The following is a 12,922-nucleotide window of genomic DNA, read 5'->3' as shown; positions in this document are numbered from 1 at the left end:
TTTTACTAAGTTTGACAACTATTCGGATTTTGTTTTTATATTTCTTCTGAGTCAAATTACATGCTAATCTGACTTTATGTTCGGATTGTTGATTAGATCGTATGACTACGCGTAAACCTCGTCAAACTCGAGCCAAAGTCACTGTCGACACGATTATTGAAGCAGGTTTTATTGCAGTGGCACTTCACGGCCCGAGTGGCACTACAACACGCCATATTGCAGAAATTGCTGGAGTGAGTGTTGGGTCTTTATATGAATATTTTAAAAATAAAGAAGAAATATATGATGCGATGAATCACTACTTTGTTCGGGAAATTCTGGACATGATTACAGAGCTTACACCGACTATTTTACAGTTGGAGTTAGAGCCTGTCATTGAAATGATTTTTTATACTTTTAGTGATTTATTAAAGAAAAATAACGACCGCTATTTGACTGTTTTGCGTTATGCAGGCGAGTTACAGTACGACAAATACATTCCAAAAATTGAACAGGCTTTAATGGAAGTTATCATGAAATATATGATGCACAATCCTAAATACCTAAAAATTAATAATCTGGCTGTAATTACCTATATTTGTATTAATAGTGGAATTTTTAATGTCGCTCGGCACCTGATCTTGCCAAATCCTTACATTAGTTTTGATGAGATGGTACAGGGGTTAACCACGATGATTATGAGTTATATCAATACAGAGATAGCGCGCTCAGAAGAACATTAAGCTGAGATAGAATTTTCCTATCCAAATAAACCATATAAAAAGCCCTCACATAAAGTTTTATGTGAGGGCTTAGTTTGCATTATGGCATAGTTGGAACTTCTTCAGGACGCATATCGAAAATCAAAATTTCGGCATTATCACCATTGGTAAACGATAAGCTTCTGCCATCACGAATACGTGCAGCATCACCAGCGTTAAAGGTTTTACCATTTACATCAACACGACCTTTGGCAACGTGTAGGTAAACATATCGACCATCAGGAATCGCAAATTCAGCAGTTTCTTCACCATCAAACAGACCTGAGTAAATATTAATGTCTTGTTTGATAGATAAAGTTTTCTCGCCACCTTTTGGTGAGATGATCAAATGCAATTTACCGCGTTTGTCTGCTTCATCAATATGAACTTGTTGATAGCCCGGATCTGTATTCACTTCATTTGGGACAACCCAAATTTGTAAGAAATGCACGCCTTCTTGAGCTGAATGGTTAAATTCACTATGGGCAACACCACGACCTGCACTCATCAGCTGAATGTCTCCAGGCACAATCACAGAACCTGTACCCATCGAGTCTTTATGCTCTAATGCACCTTCAAGTACGTAGGAAATAATTTCCATATTATTATGAGGGTGAGTACCAAAGCCTTTAGATGGGGCAACGTTATCATCATTAATTACAAGCAGATCCGAAAAGCCGACTTGTTTTGGATCCCAATAATTAGCAAATGAAAAGCTATGTTTTGATTGTAACCAACCATGATGTGCTGCACCACGCTCGTGAGATAAACGCATATCAAACATGATGTATTCTCCTGATTTAATTTTCTATCTGAGCGTAGTTTATCGTAGCGTTTATCGTAATAAAGCACTGAAAATGGAAAGCTTGGTACGATTTTTAGAACGATTAAATGAAAATTATCTTTTGACTAAGAAAAAGGGCTCTTTTGGTTAAAATTGAAATTTTACTTTTAAAGCTAAAGATGAAAATCGAGAAATAGCGAGATCGACAAACACTTTTAAATAGAACAATTGAAAGAAAAATGAATCTTTTTATCCTATTTAATTGGTAGAAAACTTAGAGATATTTCATGCGATATACACATTAGTCTACCCTGTGTATTTAAATGAACTTAATAATGAATATGAATAAAAAGCTAATATTGAAAATAACTAAACCTAAACTGTTTTGAAATAAAGTTACTTTTCAATGGAAATGTTTTGTATTTATCACTTATTGGAATGATGAATTTAAAATCACCTTTCTTTTCAATAATTTGAGTAAGAGTGTATTATTGTAAATAAATGTGAAAATATTCACAAAGCTATAATTTTTTGTTAAGATCATTAACATTAAAAACATAGAGATAATAATAATGATCAATAAAGTATTAATAGTGTTGTGCGTGGGTATCGTCTTTGTATTGGGATATTGGGCCTATTTAGATACTCAAAATAAAAGACATCAAGAGCTAATGCGGATCATTCAAGAAGCAGAACAAAATTTACAAAGTATCGAACGCAATCCTAATCATGCTCACCACAGCAATTTGGCTTCTTATAATTTGCAAGGATATATAAGTGAGAAAAGAATTATTTTCTAAAAATATTGAATGATAAATTTCTGAATTTTACTTTGTCATTGGTCATATCTTTTCATAAATTTTGATCATGTTTCTGTTGAATCTGTTAAACTTATTTAACGTATAGTAAAAAAGCTGCATAGGGGTTATGCAGCTTTTTTGTGTTTCAAGAGGGGCTGTGGCTATTTCCTATGTACGAACTAGAAACCAAATGAGTGGCATATTTGTTGCTTCATAAGTTTGAGATTCTTGTTTATAGGGCTGAACAGAAAAACAATATTGTTCAGCGACCTACATAGACGTAAATATTCCACAGTTCAGATTTTGCATAGAGGCTACTTATGGCGGCGCCCAATTCTTCGGCAGGCTGGTTAGAGCGTTTATTTAAGTTAAGCGACAATAAAACCACTTTCCGAACTGAAGTTCTTGCTGGTGTAACTACATTCCTAACGATGTGTTACATCATTATTGTCAATCCACTCATTTTATCTGAAACCGGCATGGATCATGGTGCCGTATTCGTTGCGACCTGTTTGGCAGCAGCAATCGGATGTTTAGTAATGGGGATCATTGCAAATTATCCAATCGCACTGGCCCCTGGTATGGGTTTAAACGCTTACTTTACCTACTCGGTTTGTATGGGGATGGGCGTGCCATGGCAAACAGCTTTAGCGGCTGTTTTTGTTTCAGGCCTTGTTTTTCTTGCAATTAGCTTCTTTAAAATTCGTGAAGCGATTGTCAATGCGATTCCGATGTCACTTAAGTTTGCAATCGGTGGTGGTATTGGTTTATTCCTAGCACTGATTGCACTAAAAAATGCTGGAATCATTGTTGATAATCAAGCGACATTAGTCGGTTTGGGTGATATCAAACAACCGACAGTACTATTAGCACTATTCGGATTTTTAATGATTGTAGTTTTACATCAATTAAAGATTCGCGGTGCAATCATTATTAGTATTTTAGTCGTTACAGGCATTGCTACTGCTTTAGGTCTAAACGAATTTAAAGGTGTAGTGGGTCAAATCCCTTCAATTGCACCAACATTCATGCAAATGGACTTTAAAGGTCTATTTACAGCAAGTATGGTCGGCGTCATCTTCGTATTCTTTATTGTTGATTTATTTGACAGTACGGGTACTTTGGTTGGTGTTTCACACCGTGCGGGTCTTTTACAAGACGGTAAATTACCTCGTTTGAAGAAAGCATTATTTGCAGACTCTACTGCAATTGTTGCTGGTGCTGCATTAGGTACATCTTCAACTACGCCATATATTGAATCAGCTTCAGGCGTAGCAGCAGGTGGACGTACTGGTTTAACTGCTGTTGTGGTTGCTGTCCTATTTATCTGCTGTTTATTTTTAGCACCTCTTGCTCAATCTGTACCAGGTTTTGCAACAGCGCCAGCTTTATTGTTCATTGGTGTGTTGATGATTCAAGGTATCACTCATATCGATTGGGATGATATTACAGAAGCTGTTCCAGCATTTTTAACTATTGTATTTATGCCATTTACCTATTCAATTGCTGATGGCATCGCAATGGGTTTTATTAGCTATGCATTAGTTAAATTATTCACAGGTAAGGCAAAAACTGTACCGTATATGGTATGGATTATTGCTGCACTTTGGGTATTTAAATTTATCGCGTTTGGCGGTTAATATGATTTTTTATAGTTTTCTTCTTAAGCTATCTTAGTCATAGTTTCTAATAAGAAGAAAATTAATAGAAGGGTGTGATTTTGACCACACCCTTTTTTCTTTAGATGTGGAGTTAATATGAATCAAGTCGAGCTGATTCGCGCCTTACCAAAAGCCGAATTGCATGTACATATTGAAGGGACTTTTGAACCTGAATTAATGTTTGCAATTGCCCAGCGCAATCAGATTCAGATTCCTTACAAATCTGTTGAAGAAGTAAAGCAAGCTTATAACTTTCATAATCTTCAATCATTCTTAGATATTTACTATGCTGGTGCAAATGTTCTTGTACATGAACAAGACTTTTATGATTTAGCATGGGCTTATTTTGAAAAATGCGCCGAAGATCATGTCGTTCATACAGAAATGTTCTTCGACCCGCAAACTCACACTGACCGTGGTGTTGCGTTCTCAACAGTGATTGGTGGTTTAAAGCGTGCTTGTGCAGATGCCAAAGCTAAGTTTGGTATCAGCTCTCAACTGATTATGTGTTTCTTACGTCATTTAAGTGAAGAAGCTGCATTTGAAACACTTGAGCAGGCTTTACCATTTAAACAAGACATTATTGCTGTCGGCCTCGATTCAAGTGAAGTAGGGCATCCGCCAGCTAAATTTGAACGTGTTTTTGCTAAGGCGCGTGAAGAAGGTTTCTTGATCGTTGCTCACGCTGGTGAAGAAGGTCCACCTGAATATGTATGGGAAGCTTTAGATCTACTCAAAGTGAATCGTATTGATCATGGTGTACGTTCTGAAGAAGACGAACAATTAATGACGCGTTTAATTAATGAAAAAATGCCTTTAACTGTTTGCCCTTTAAGTAACTTAAAGCTATGTGTTGTTCAGGATATGAAAGATCATAATATCCGTCGTCTATTGCAAAAAGGCGTACACGTGACGGTTAACTCAGATGATCCTTCATATTTCGGTGGATATATGAATGATAATTTCTTTGCTATCCAACAAGCTTTAGACTTAAACAATGATGAGTTGAAGCAACTCGCAATTAACTCTTTTGAAGCCTCTTTCATTTCAGATGAAGAAAAACAAAAGTGGATTGCAGAAATCCAAAAAATCTAAATAAAAAAACCGCCTATCTCAGGCGGTTTTTTTATACATACGTTTTATTTAGGTTGTTTGGTCATACTATTTAAAATATTGTCTTTATCAACAAAGTGATGTTTTAAAGCCGCAAGCACATGCCCAACAATAAGCAAGCCTGCAAACCAAGAAATATAAACGTGTAATGGTTTAACAACAGCTAAAAGCTCTGGGTTATCTTGTACTAAACGCGGAATTTCAAATAAATATAAAACAGGGGCAGGGTGACCAGCGCTCCAGCTAAATAAACAACCTGTGACAGGTAAAGCCACCAAAATCACATAAAGCAATAGATGACCAACATGTGCCAGAGTTTTCATCATTGGAGACATCGTATCTGGTAATTTTGGAGCTGGATGTGTATAGCGCCATAAAATCCGGATAATCACCAAAAAGATAATGGTGGTTGCAATATTTTTGTGCAGCGTAATGACATCGCCTTTAAAGGGGCCATCAACGTCATAACTTAAAAAATTTCCACTATAGAAACCAATAGCCCATGCTGCGATGAAAATGATTGCCATCACCCAATGCAGGATTTGTGCGGTACGGGTGTAATACTGAGATGAAACAGCAGGCATAAAAAACCTATTTTTTTGTCGTTTTGATTTTCAATTTTATGAGAAACCACTGATTTTGAGAAATGTTTTAAATGTAACAGAGCGTGCTAAAAACAGAACGGTTAAGGAAAAATGCATTTGATGAGCTGAGTTTTACTGGAGGAAAAAGATTGCATAAATGCATCAAATTATTTGTTTCTTCTAAAGTCGAGTTTAGGCACAATACGCGCTGCCAACGTTCAATCAAAGGAAAAAATGATGAAAAAATTGATGCTCGCTCTAGCGCCAGTTGTTTTAGCTTTAACAGCGTGTGCAACGACTACAGGTACGGGTACAGGCTCTACTTCTGCACAAACCACAACTCAACAGTTGGGTGTTGCTGCATTAAAAGTTGCTGTAAATGCGAAATGTATTACAGAGATTAATAATGTTTCGGCTTGGAAGACAGCAACAAAGCTTATGACTGCTGAGCAACGTGACAGTATTCAAACTAATGTTTGTGGTTGTGTGAGCGAAAAGGCACCAAATAGTGTGACAGCAGTAGAATTGGCTGCGGCTGCATTTGATGTAAATGCACGTGCTACAATTGTAAATCAAGTAGTTTCAAAAACTGTAAATGAGTGTGTGGCAGAAGCTTTACAAAAGTAAGTAATGATTTTTGTATTAAAGAAGGCTGATTACTATTGATCAGCCTCTTTTGTTTAAAGGTGAAGAGTAAATGTTTATTGCTGGTGTAGATGAGGCGGGACGTGGCCCATTAGTAGGTTCCGTTGTGGCAGCGGCTGTTATTTTAGATCCGAATAATCCGATTGAAGGATTAAATGATTCTAAAAAATTAACTGAAAAGAAACGTGAAAAGTTGTTTATTGAAATACAAGAAAAAGCCTTAGCTTGGTCAATTGCAGAAGCAACGCACGCTGAAATTGATGAATTAAATATTTTACAAGCGACCTTTTTGGCCATGCAACGTGCAGTTGATGGTTTAAAAGCTCAACCACAAAAAGTGATTGTAGATGGTAATCAAATTCCAAAAGGAATTATTATTCCTTGTGAAGCGATTGTTGGGGGAGATGCGAGTCATCCTGAGATCAGTGCAGCAAGTATTCTGGCAAAGGTTACACGTGACCGACAAATGCAGGAACTAGATCAGCAATATCCATTATTTGGTTTTGCCAAACATAAAGGATATCCAACTAAAGCGCATTTTGAAGCGATTGCAGCGCATGGGGTAATTGATCAGCACCGCCGTAGCTATGCTCCTGTTAAACGTGCTCTAGGCCTATAAATACAAAGTCCTAAAAAATTTAAAGCGACTAGAAAGTCGCTTTAATTAGGGAGAGAATAACTTCATATTAACGATTGAAGTTTTTCTGTGCAAAATTATCATCTTCAAAAGAAACTTGATAATCTTGATCAAGATGTTGAAGGTGTTCATGCATTGCACGTTCATGTTGAATACGTTGATAAATTTCTTCGCGATGAACAGAAACCTCTTTTGGTGCATTCACACCAATACGAACCTGGTTTCCTTTGACGCCAAGCACAGTAACACTGACTTGATCCCCAATCATTAATGTTTCCCCGACACGGCGGGTCAGAATCAGCATGTTTATCTCCTTGCTAAACGCTTAAAACTGCAATATTGGTACCCAAATAAAAGCTCAACCTCAGTTTTCAGTCAGATTCTAACAGAAATATGAGAACAAAGTCATATTTTGATAATCACTGCCAAAAAACTTTCCGTTTAATATAACAGAGCCGCTATAAAAAAAACTATAGCGGCTCTGTGTTTTCTTTGATTATTGTCGGACAAGTAAACATTTTTTAATGAATTATTGACCGTTTGGTAAAATTAAGCGCGGGCGCTGCTTTCACCATGTTCACGGTCTAAACCAAAAGCGGTATGTAGACAACGAACAGCAAGTTCAAGATATTTCTCATCAATAATGACAGAAACTTTAATTTCAGAAGTTGAAATCATAAGAATGTTGATGCCTTCGTCAGCAAGGGCAGTGAACATCTTGCTCGCGACCCCTGCATGTGAACGCATACCTACACCAACGATAGACACTTTAACGATGTCATCGCGTGTTGAAACTTCACGTGCGCCAATATTTTTGGCAGTTTCATTTAAGATTTTTTCAGCTTTCGCTAAATCAACACGGTTTACAGTGAAAGTGAAATCTGTTGTGCCATCTTCTTCAACATTTTGCACTATCATGTCGACTTCGATATTGGCATCACTTACTGGTGATAAAATTTTAGAAGCAATACCTGGTTCATCAGGTACACCTAAAATCGTTAATTTTGCTTCGTCACGGTTAAAAGCAATACCTGCAATAATTGGCTGTTCCATAGTATCTTCCGCCTCAGTCGTAATGAGTGTACCTACATTTTCTTTAAATTCTTCGTCAAACACGCCGTCGTTATCATTATCAAAACTTGATAATACACGTAAAGGAACTTGATATTTTCCGGCAAATTCTACTGAGCGAATTTGTAAAACTTTTGAACCTAATGAAGCCATTTCTAGCATTTCTTCAAAAGAAATACGGTCGATTTTTTTGGCTTTAGGAGCAACACGCGGGTCAGTGGTGTAAACGCCATCTACATCAGTATAAATTTGGCATTCATCTGCTTTTAGAGCAGCAGCAAGAGCAACACCTGAAGTATCTGAACCACCGCGGCCTAGCGTTGTGATATTTCCGTTAGCATCAAAGCCTTGGAAACCCGCAACGACAATAACACGGCCTGCATCTAGGTCATTGCTCATGACATCTGTATCAATAGACTCAATACGCGCCTTGGTAAATGCACTGTCAGTTTTAATACCGACTTGACGTCCGGTATAGGATTTAGCTTCCACACCAATCGAATTAAGTGCCATAGCTAACATGGAAATCGTCACCTGTTCACCGGTTGAAACCATTTGGTCTAACTCGCGTGGGTCAGGTGTTTCGGTAATGGCTTTAGCGAGAGCAAGTAAGCGGTTTGTTTCACCACTCATTGCAGATACGACCACAACAACTTTGTGACCGTGATCATGCCAACGCTTAACACGACGAGCAACATTTAAAATGCGCTCGGGGGTACCCATAGAAGTACCGCCATATTTTTGAACGATTAATGCCATAGTTTTTCCATATAAGCCATGACCCTGAGAGGCTTTTCAGGGTCAGTTACACAAAAAGTGAAGTCTTATTTTTGTTCAAGCCATGCAGGTAATGCAGCAATAACTTGTCCAAACTTCTCGTTAAGTGGCGCGCCACCTTGTGCTAAGTCAGGTTTACCACCACCTTTACCACCTAACTCGGTTGCTAGATGCTTGATGATGTCACCTGCTTTTAGATTTGCAATGTATTGTGATGCAACTGAAGCAAGCAGGCTAACTTTGTCACCCTCTACGCCAGCTAACACAATAACTGCGTTCTCTAATTTTGATTTAACACTGTCGTGCAAGTTGCGAAGTGATTTCGCATCTACACCTTGAACAGTGGTAATAAGCGTTTGACGACCAGAAATCGTTTGTACCTGATCAATCAATTCTGACGCTTGGAAGTTTGCCAATTTCTGATTGAGCTGTTCAATCTGCTTTTGTAATGCAGAAACCAATTCAACATTGGCTTGTACACGCTCTACAGTTTGGTCTTTCTGTGCTTTTAATAAACCATTAATGTGCTGGATGTCTGAATCGGTTTTTTGTACTACATCTAAAGCTTTAGTACCTGTAACTGCTTCAATACGGCGTACACCAGCAGCTACACCACCTTCAGAAGTGATTTTAAATAAGCCAATATCACCTGTACGCTTAACGTGAATACCACCACAAAGTTCGATCGAAAAGTTTTTCTCATCAATTACTGAACCCATAGCGAGAACACGAACTTCGCTACCGTATTTTTCACCGAACAACATCATTGCGCCTTTGGCTTTTGCTGCTTCGATGCCAAGTAGTTCAGTTGTTACTGCGGTATTTGCAATAATTTCTGCATTTACCAAACGCTCAACCTGTTGTAACTGTTCAAACGTTACTGGTTGGTCATTAGCAAAGTCAAAACGTAAGATATCACTTGCAACTAACGAACCTTTTTGTTGTACGTGTGATCCTAAAATTTGACGAAGGGCGGCATGTAATAGGTGAGTTGCCGAGTGGTTACGAGCTGTTGCCTCACGAATGTCTGCTTTAACAATCGCTTCAACGTTTTGATCGGCTTTAAGATTACCAACGGTCACAATACCTTGATGAACAAAGGCACCACCTGACTTTTTCGTATCTTGAACTTCAAAAATACCAGTTTCGTTTTTGAAGATACCTGTGTCACCAATCTGACCACCACTTTCTGCATAGAAAGGAGTTTGGTTTAAAACGATAAGTGCTTCGTCGCCTTCAGAAACTTCATCAACTTGTACACCATCTTTGTAGATCGCTACAATTTGGCCTTGACCAGTGGTGTTGATGTAACCGTCAAACTGTGTTTCGCCTTCAACTTGTACAATGCTGTTATAGTCAATAGCGAATTTACCAGCATCACGCGCACGTTGACGCTGAGCAGCCATTTCTACTTCAAAACCAGCTTCGTCAATAATAAAGTCACGTTCACGTGCAATATCAGCAGTTAAGTCTGTTGGGAAGCCGTAAGTGTCGTAAAGTTTGAAGACTGTCGCACCAGGAATAGTCTTGTCTTTTAATTGAGCAAGTTCGCCTTCGAGTAGTTTTAAACCTTGCTCAAGTGTTTTAGCAAACTGTTCTTCTTCACGAACTAAAGTTGCTTCAATCACATCTTTACGAGCTGCGAGCTCAGGATAAGCCTCACCCATAACTTCGATTAAAGGTTGCAACATTTTGTAGAAGAACGTACCAGTTGCACCAAGCTTATTACCATGACGCACAGCGCGACGAATAATACGGCGTAGTACATAACCGCGACCTTCATTGCTAGGGTTTACACCATCAGCAATTAAGAAACAGCATGAACGCGCATGGTCTGCAACAACACGTAAAGAAGGCTGACCTTCGTCTTCAATACCAATAATGTTTGCAGCAGCTTTTAATAAGTGTTGGAACAAGTCAATGTCATAGTTTGAATTAACATGTTGCAATACAGCAGAAATACGCTCTAAGCCCATACCTGTATCAACAGATGGAGCAGGGAGTGGGTGAAGCACGCCATCAGCAGTACGGTTAAACTGCATGAAAACGTTATTCCAGATTTCAATGAAACGGTCGCCATCTTCTTCAGGAGAGCCCGGTAAACCACCCCAAATGTGATCGCCATGGTCAAAGAAAATTTCAGAACATGGACCACATGGACCTGTGTCACCCATTGCCCAGAAGTTATCAGATGCGTATTTTTCGCCTTTATTATCACCAATACGGATAATACGTTCAGGCGCTAAACCAATTTCTTTATTCCAGATGTCGTAAGCTTCATCATCGGTGTGATAAACGGTCGCATATAAACGGTCTTTAGGGAGAGCTAGCCATTCATCGCTAGTCAAAAATTCCCAAGCGAATTTAAGTGCATCACGTTTGAAATAATCACCAAATGAGAAATTACCTAACATTTCAAAGAATGTATGGTGACGAGCAGTATAACCAACGTTGTCTAAATCATTGTGTTTACCACCAGCACGTACACATTTTTGTGATGAAGTTGCACGTATATAGTCACGTTTTTCAAGACCTAAGAAGCAGTCTTTAAACTGGTTCATCCCAGCATTTGTAAATAATAAAGTTGGGTCGTTGGCAGGAACAAGAGAACTCGACGCGACACGTGTATGCCCTTGCGTCTCAAAGTAGCGCAAAAATGCTTCACGAATTTCAGCAGATGTCATTAAACGAGTACTCACAACCAAGTCACTCCATATTTTCGAATTTGGCTAAATGTATCATCAATGCTCGTTTGTTTTATGCCAAACTTTAGCATGTGATACGGGGCTTATTTTTTAAAAACGCTAAATTGTAGCGGAAAAACCCCACCGAACCAACGATTTTAAAAGGAATATCTTACAAAACTGTGATTTGGCTAAAAATCTATATTCAACTAGGCGTGACGTGCTTTACTATATGCCTTCTTTAGCCTGTAGTTTTGTAGATAAGGATAGGTCATGCAACGTATCGCCATTAATGGGTTTGGTCGAATTGGACGTAATGTTTTACGTGCCTGGTTTGAGAGCCCAAAACAATTTCAATTTGAAATCGTGGCGATTAACGATATAGCAGATGTACAAACATTAGTGCATTTATTTAAATATGACTCAACACATGGCCGTTTCAATGGAAATGTGGAAATATTTATTGAAAATGAAAAAGTTTTTTTGAATATTCATTCAAATCAACGAACGCTAAAAGTTGAGGTTTTAAAGCAGGAACAACCCGAACTTTTACCATGGTCTAGTTTAGATATTGATGTGGTGCTTGAGTGTACAGGACTGTTTCGTTCTCATGCTGATGCAACGCGTCATCTACAAGCAGGGGCGAAGCGGGTCATTATTGGGGCAGCGCCTTTTGACCATGTTGATGCAGCCATTGTTTATGGTGTGAACCATAATGAAGTCAAAGTAACAGATCAGATCATATCAAGCGTTTCATGTACTACACAGGCTTTAGTTCCATTGGTGAAAATCATTGATGATGCTTTTGGTATTGAAACTGCGCTTATGACCGAAATTCATGCAGTAACGGCAGATCAATCTGTACTGGATCATGCGCATCGTGATTTACGTCGTGCTAGAGCATCTGGGCAAAATATTATCCCAACCACGTCTAGCGCGCTCGGTGCATTAAAACGTGTTATGCCTAAAATGGAAGACCGTATCGATGGTTATTCAATTCGCGTACCCACCATTAATGTAGCTGCAATTGACTTAACTTTTATTGCTCAATCTCCGATTACAGTTCATCATATTAATGAATTGCTGATTAAAGCATCTCAGACAGATTATGTGGAAATTATGGCTGTTACTGATGAGCCATTAGTTTCAAGTGATTTTAATCATTCTCCTTATTCACTCATCGTTGATTTAACTCAGACCATGGTCGTTGGGCATCAAGCTAAAGTATTTGCTTGGTATGATAATGAATGGGGCTATGCAAATCGATTATTGGACCTGTGTGATTCTTTCTAAATGTAAATTTAAATCATTTAAGGGTGTTAAATTAACATCCTTTTTTATGATTATTAATTTCTAAAATAATTAAAATTCTAAATATTAGTGTTGTGTAAAATTATATCTATTTGTATGATTCGCAAACATTAAA

The 12,922-nt window shown here is 38.2% G+C and carries 12 protein-coding genes; 7 read left to right on the top strand and 5 right to left on the bottom strand.

From position 1 onward, the window contains the following. Window positions 1–101: 101 nt before the first annotated feature. Window positions 102–722, top strand: coding sequence for a TetR/AcrR family transcriptional regulator (locus NL42_RS11420; RefSeq protein WP_461312831.1), 621 nt, complete (start codon window positions 102–104; stop codon window positions 720–722). A gap of 79 nt (window positions 723–801) precedes the next feature. Here the strand turns inward: NL42_RS11420 and NL42_RS11415 are convergent, their stop codons facing one another. Next, on the bottom strand, window positions 802–1,524 hold the full coding sequence (locus NL42_RS11415) for a pirin family protein (RefSeq protein WP_461312830.1): 723 nt from the start codon (window positions 1,522–1,524) through the stop codon (window positions 802–804). A 572-nt stretch (window positions 1,525–2,096) separates the two neighbouring features. Between NL42_RS11415 and NL42_RS11410 the strand changes: the two genes are divergently transcribed. The 3 genes from NL42_RS11410 to NL42_RS11400 all read left to right on the top strand — a co-directional run bounded on the left by NL42_RS11410 (window position 2,097) and on the right by NL42_RS11400 (window position 5,080). Next, entirely contained in the window at window positions 2,097–2,324 is a 228-nt protein-coding gene (locus tag NL42_RS11410) for a hypothetical protein (protein ID WP_013198505.1), read from the top strand. Window positions 2,325–2,644: 320 nt separating this feature from the next. Next, window positions 2,645–3,964 carry an NCS2 family permease gene (locus NL42_RS11405; RefSeq protein ID WP_004793782.1) on the top strand — a complete coding sequence of 440 codons (1,320 nt, stop codon included), beginning with the start codon at window positions 2,645–2,647 and terminating at the stop codon, window positions 3,962–3,964. 117 nt (window positions 3,965–4,081) lie between these two features. After that, on the top strand, window positions 4,082–5,080 hold the full coding sequence (locus NL42_RS11400) for an adenosine deaminase (protein WP_461312829.1): 999 nt from the start codon (window positions 4,082–4,084) through the stop codon (window positions 5,078–5,080). A gap of 44 nt (window positions 5,081–5,124) precedes the next feature. Here the strand turns inward: NL42_RS11400 and NL42_RS11395 are convergent, their stop codons facing one another. Further along, entirely contained in the window at window positions 5,125–5,682 is a 558-nt protein-coding gene (locus tag NL42_RS11395; RefSeq protein WP_005299282.1) for a cytochrome b, read from the bottom strand. 237 nt (window positions 5,683–5,919) lie between these two features. On the opposite strand from NL42_RS11395, the gene NL42_RS11390 reads away from it, so the two are divergent. Both NL42_RS11390 and rnhB read left to right on the top strand, forming a co-directional pair. Continuing rightward, window positions 5,920–6,309, top strand: a complete 390-nt coding sequence (locus tag NL42_RS11390; protein WP_461312828.1) for a hypothetical protein — start codon at window positions 5,920–5,922, stop codon at window positions 6,307–6,309. Between the two features lie 70 nt (window positions 6,310–6,379). Then, window positions 6,380–6,946 carry a ribonuclease HII gene (gene rnhB / locus NL42_RS11385; protein ID WP_461312827.1) on the top strand — a complete coding sequence of 189 codons (567 nt, stop codon included), beginning with the start codon at window positions 6,380–6,382 and terminating at the stop codon, window positions 6,944–6,946. A gap of 67 nt (window positions 6,947–7,013) precedes the next feature. On the opposite strand, the gene csrA is transcribed toward rnhB, so the two are convergent. From csrA to alaS, 3 genes are all read right to left on the bottom strand, one after another. Next, window positions 7,014–7,268, bottom strand: a complete 255-nt coding sequence (gene csrA / locus NL42_RS11380) for a carbon storage regulator CsrA (protein WP_003652701.1) — start codon at window positions 7,266–7,268, stop codon at window positions 7,014–7,016. 245 nt (window positions 7,269–7,513) lie between these two features. Then, window positions 7,514–8,794 carry an aspartate kinase gene (locus NL42_RS11375; protein ID WP_461312826.1) on the bottom strand — a complete coding sequence of 427 codons (1,281 nt, stop codon included), beginning with the start codon at window positions 8,792–8,794 and terminating at the stop codon, window positions 7,514–7,516. Between the two features lie 65 nt (window positions 8,795–8,859). Next, the gene (gene alaS, locus NL42_RS11370; RefSeq protein WP_461312832.1) at window positions 8,860–11,496 is read right to left on the bottom strand and encodes an alanine--tRNA ligase; all 2,637 of its coding nucleotides are present in this window, start codon (window positions 11,494–11,496) and stop codon (window positions 8,860–8,862) included. A 273-nt stretch (window positions 11,497–11,769) separates the two neighbouring features. Here alaS and NL42_RS11365 point away from each other — a divergent pair, with 273 nt between their 5' ends. Next, window positions 11,770–12,789: a type I glyceraldehyde-3-phosphate dehydrogenase gene (locus NL42_RS11365; RefSeq protein WP_461312825.1), complete on the top strand. Its 1,020-nt coding sequence runs from the start codon at window positions 11,770–11,772 to the stop codon at window positions 12,787–12,789. The last annotated feature ends 133 nt before the right edge of the window (window positions 12,790–12,922 follow it).

Source organism: Acinetobacter sp. GN11 (genome assembly GCF_054823985.1).
This window is presented reverse-complemented; position numbering and strand designations above follow the sequence as displayed.

Excerpts from the sequence above, each read along its gene's own strand:
- NL42_RS11420 (WP_461312831.1), top strand. The coding sequence starts at position 102 with ATGACTACGCGTAAACCTCGTCAAACTCGAGCCAAAGTCACTGTCGAC.
- NL42_RS11415 (WP_461312830.1), bottom strand. The coding sequence starts at position 1,524 with ATGTTTGATATGCGTTTATCTCACGAGCGTGGTGCAGCACATCATGGT.
- NL42_RS11410 (WP_013198505.1), top strand. The coding sequence starts at position 2,097 with ATGATCAATAAAGTATTAATAGTGTTGTGCGTGGGTATCGTCTTTGTA.
- NL42_RS11405 (WP_004793782.1), top strand. The coding sequence starts at position 2,645 with ATGGCGGCGCCCAATTCTTCGGCAGGCTGGTTAGAGCGTTTATTTAAG.
- NL42_RS11400 (WP_461312829.1), top strand. The coding sequence starts at position 4,082 with ATGAATCAAGTCGAGCTGATTCGCGCCTTACCAAAAGCCGAATTGCAT.
- NL42_RS11395 (WP_005299282.1), bottom strand. The coding sequence starts at position 5,682 with ATGCCTGCTGTTTCATCTCAGTATTACACCCGTACCGCACAAATCCTG.
- NL42_RS11390 (WP_461312828.1), top strand. The coding sequence starts at position 5,920 with ATGAAAAAATTGATGCTCGCTCTAGCGCCAGTTGTTTTAGCTTTAACA.
- rnhB (WP_461312827.1), top strand. The coding sequence starts at position 6,380 with ATGTTTATTGCTGGTGTAGATGAGGCGGGACGTGGCCCATTAGTAGGT.
- csrA (WP_003652701.1), bottom strand. The coding sequence starts at position 7,268 with ATGCTGATTCTGACCCGCCGTGTCGGGGAAACATTAATGATTGGGGAT.
- NL42_RS11375 (WP_461312826.1), bottom strand. The coding sequence starts at position 8,794 with ATGGCATTAATCGTTCAAAAATATGGCGGTACTTCTATGGGTACCCCC.
- alaS (WP_461312832.1), bottom strand. The coding sequence starts at position 11,496 with ATGACATCTGCTGAAATTCGTGAAGCATTTTTGCGCTACTTTGAGACG.
- NL42_RS11365 (WP_461312825.1), top strand. The coding sequence starts at position 11,770 with ATGCAACGTATCGCCATTAATGGGTTTGGTCGAATTGGACGTAATGTT.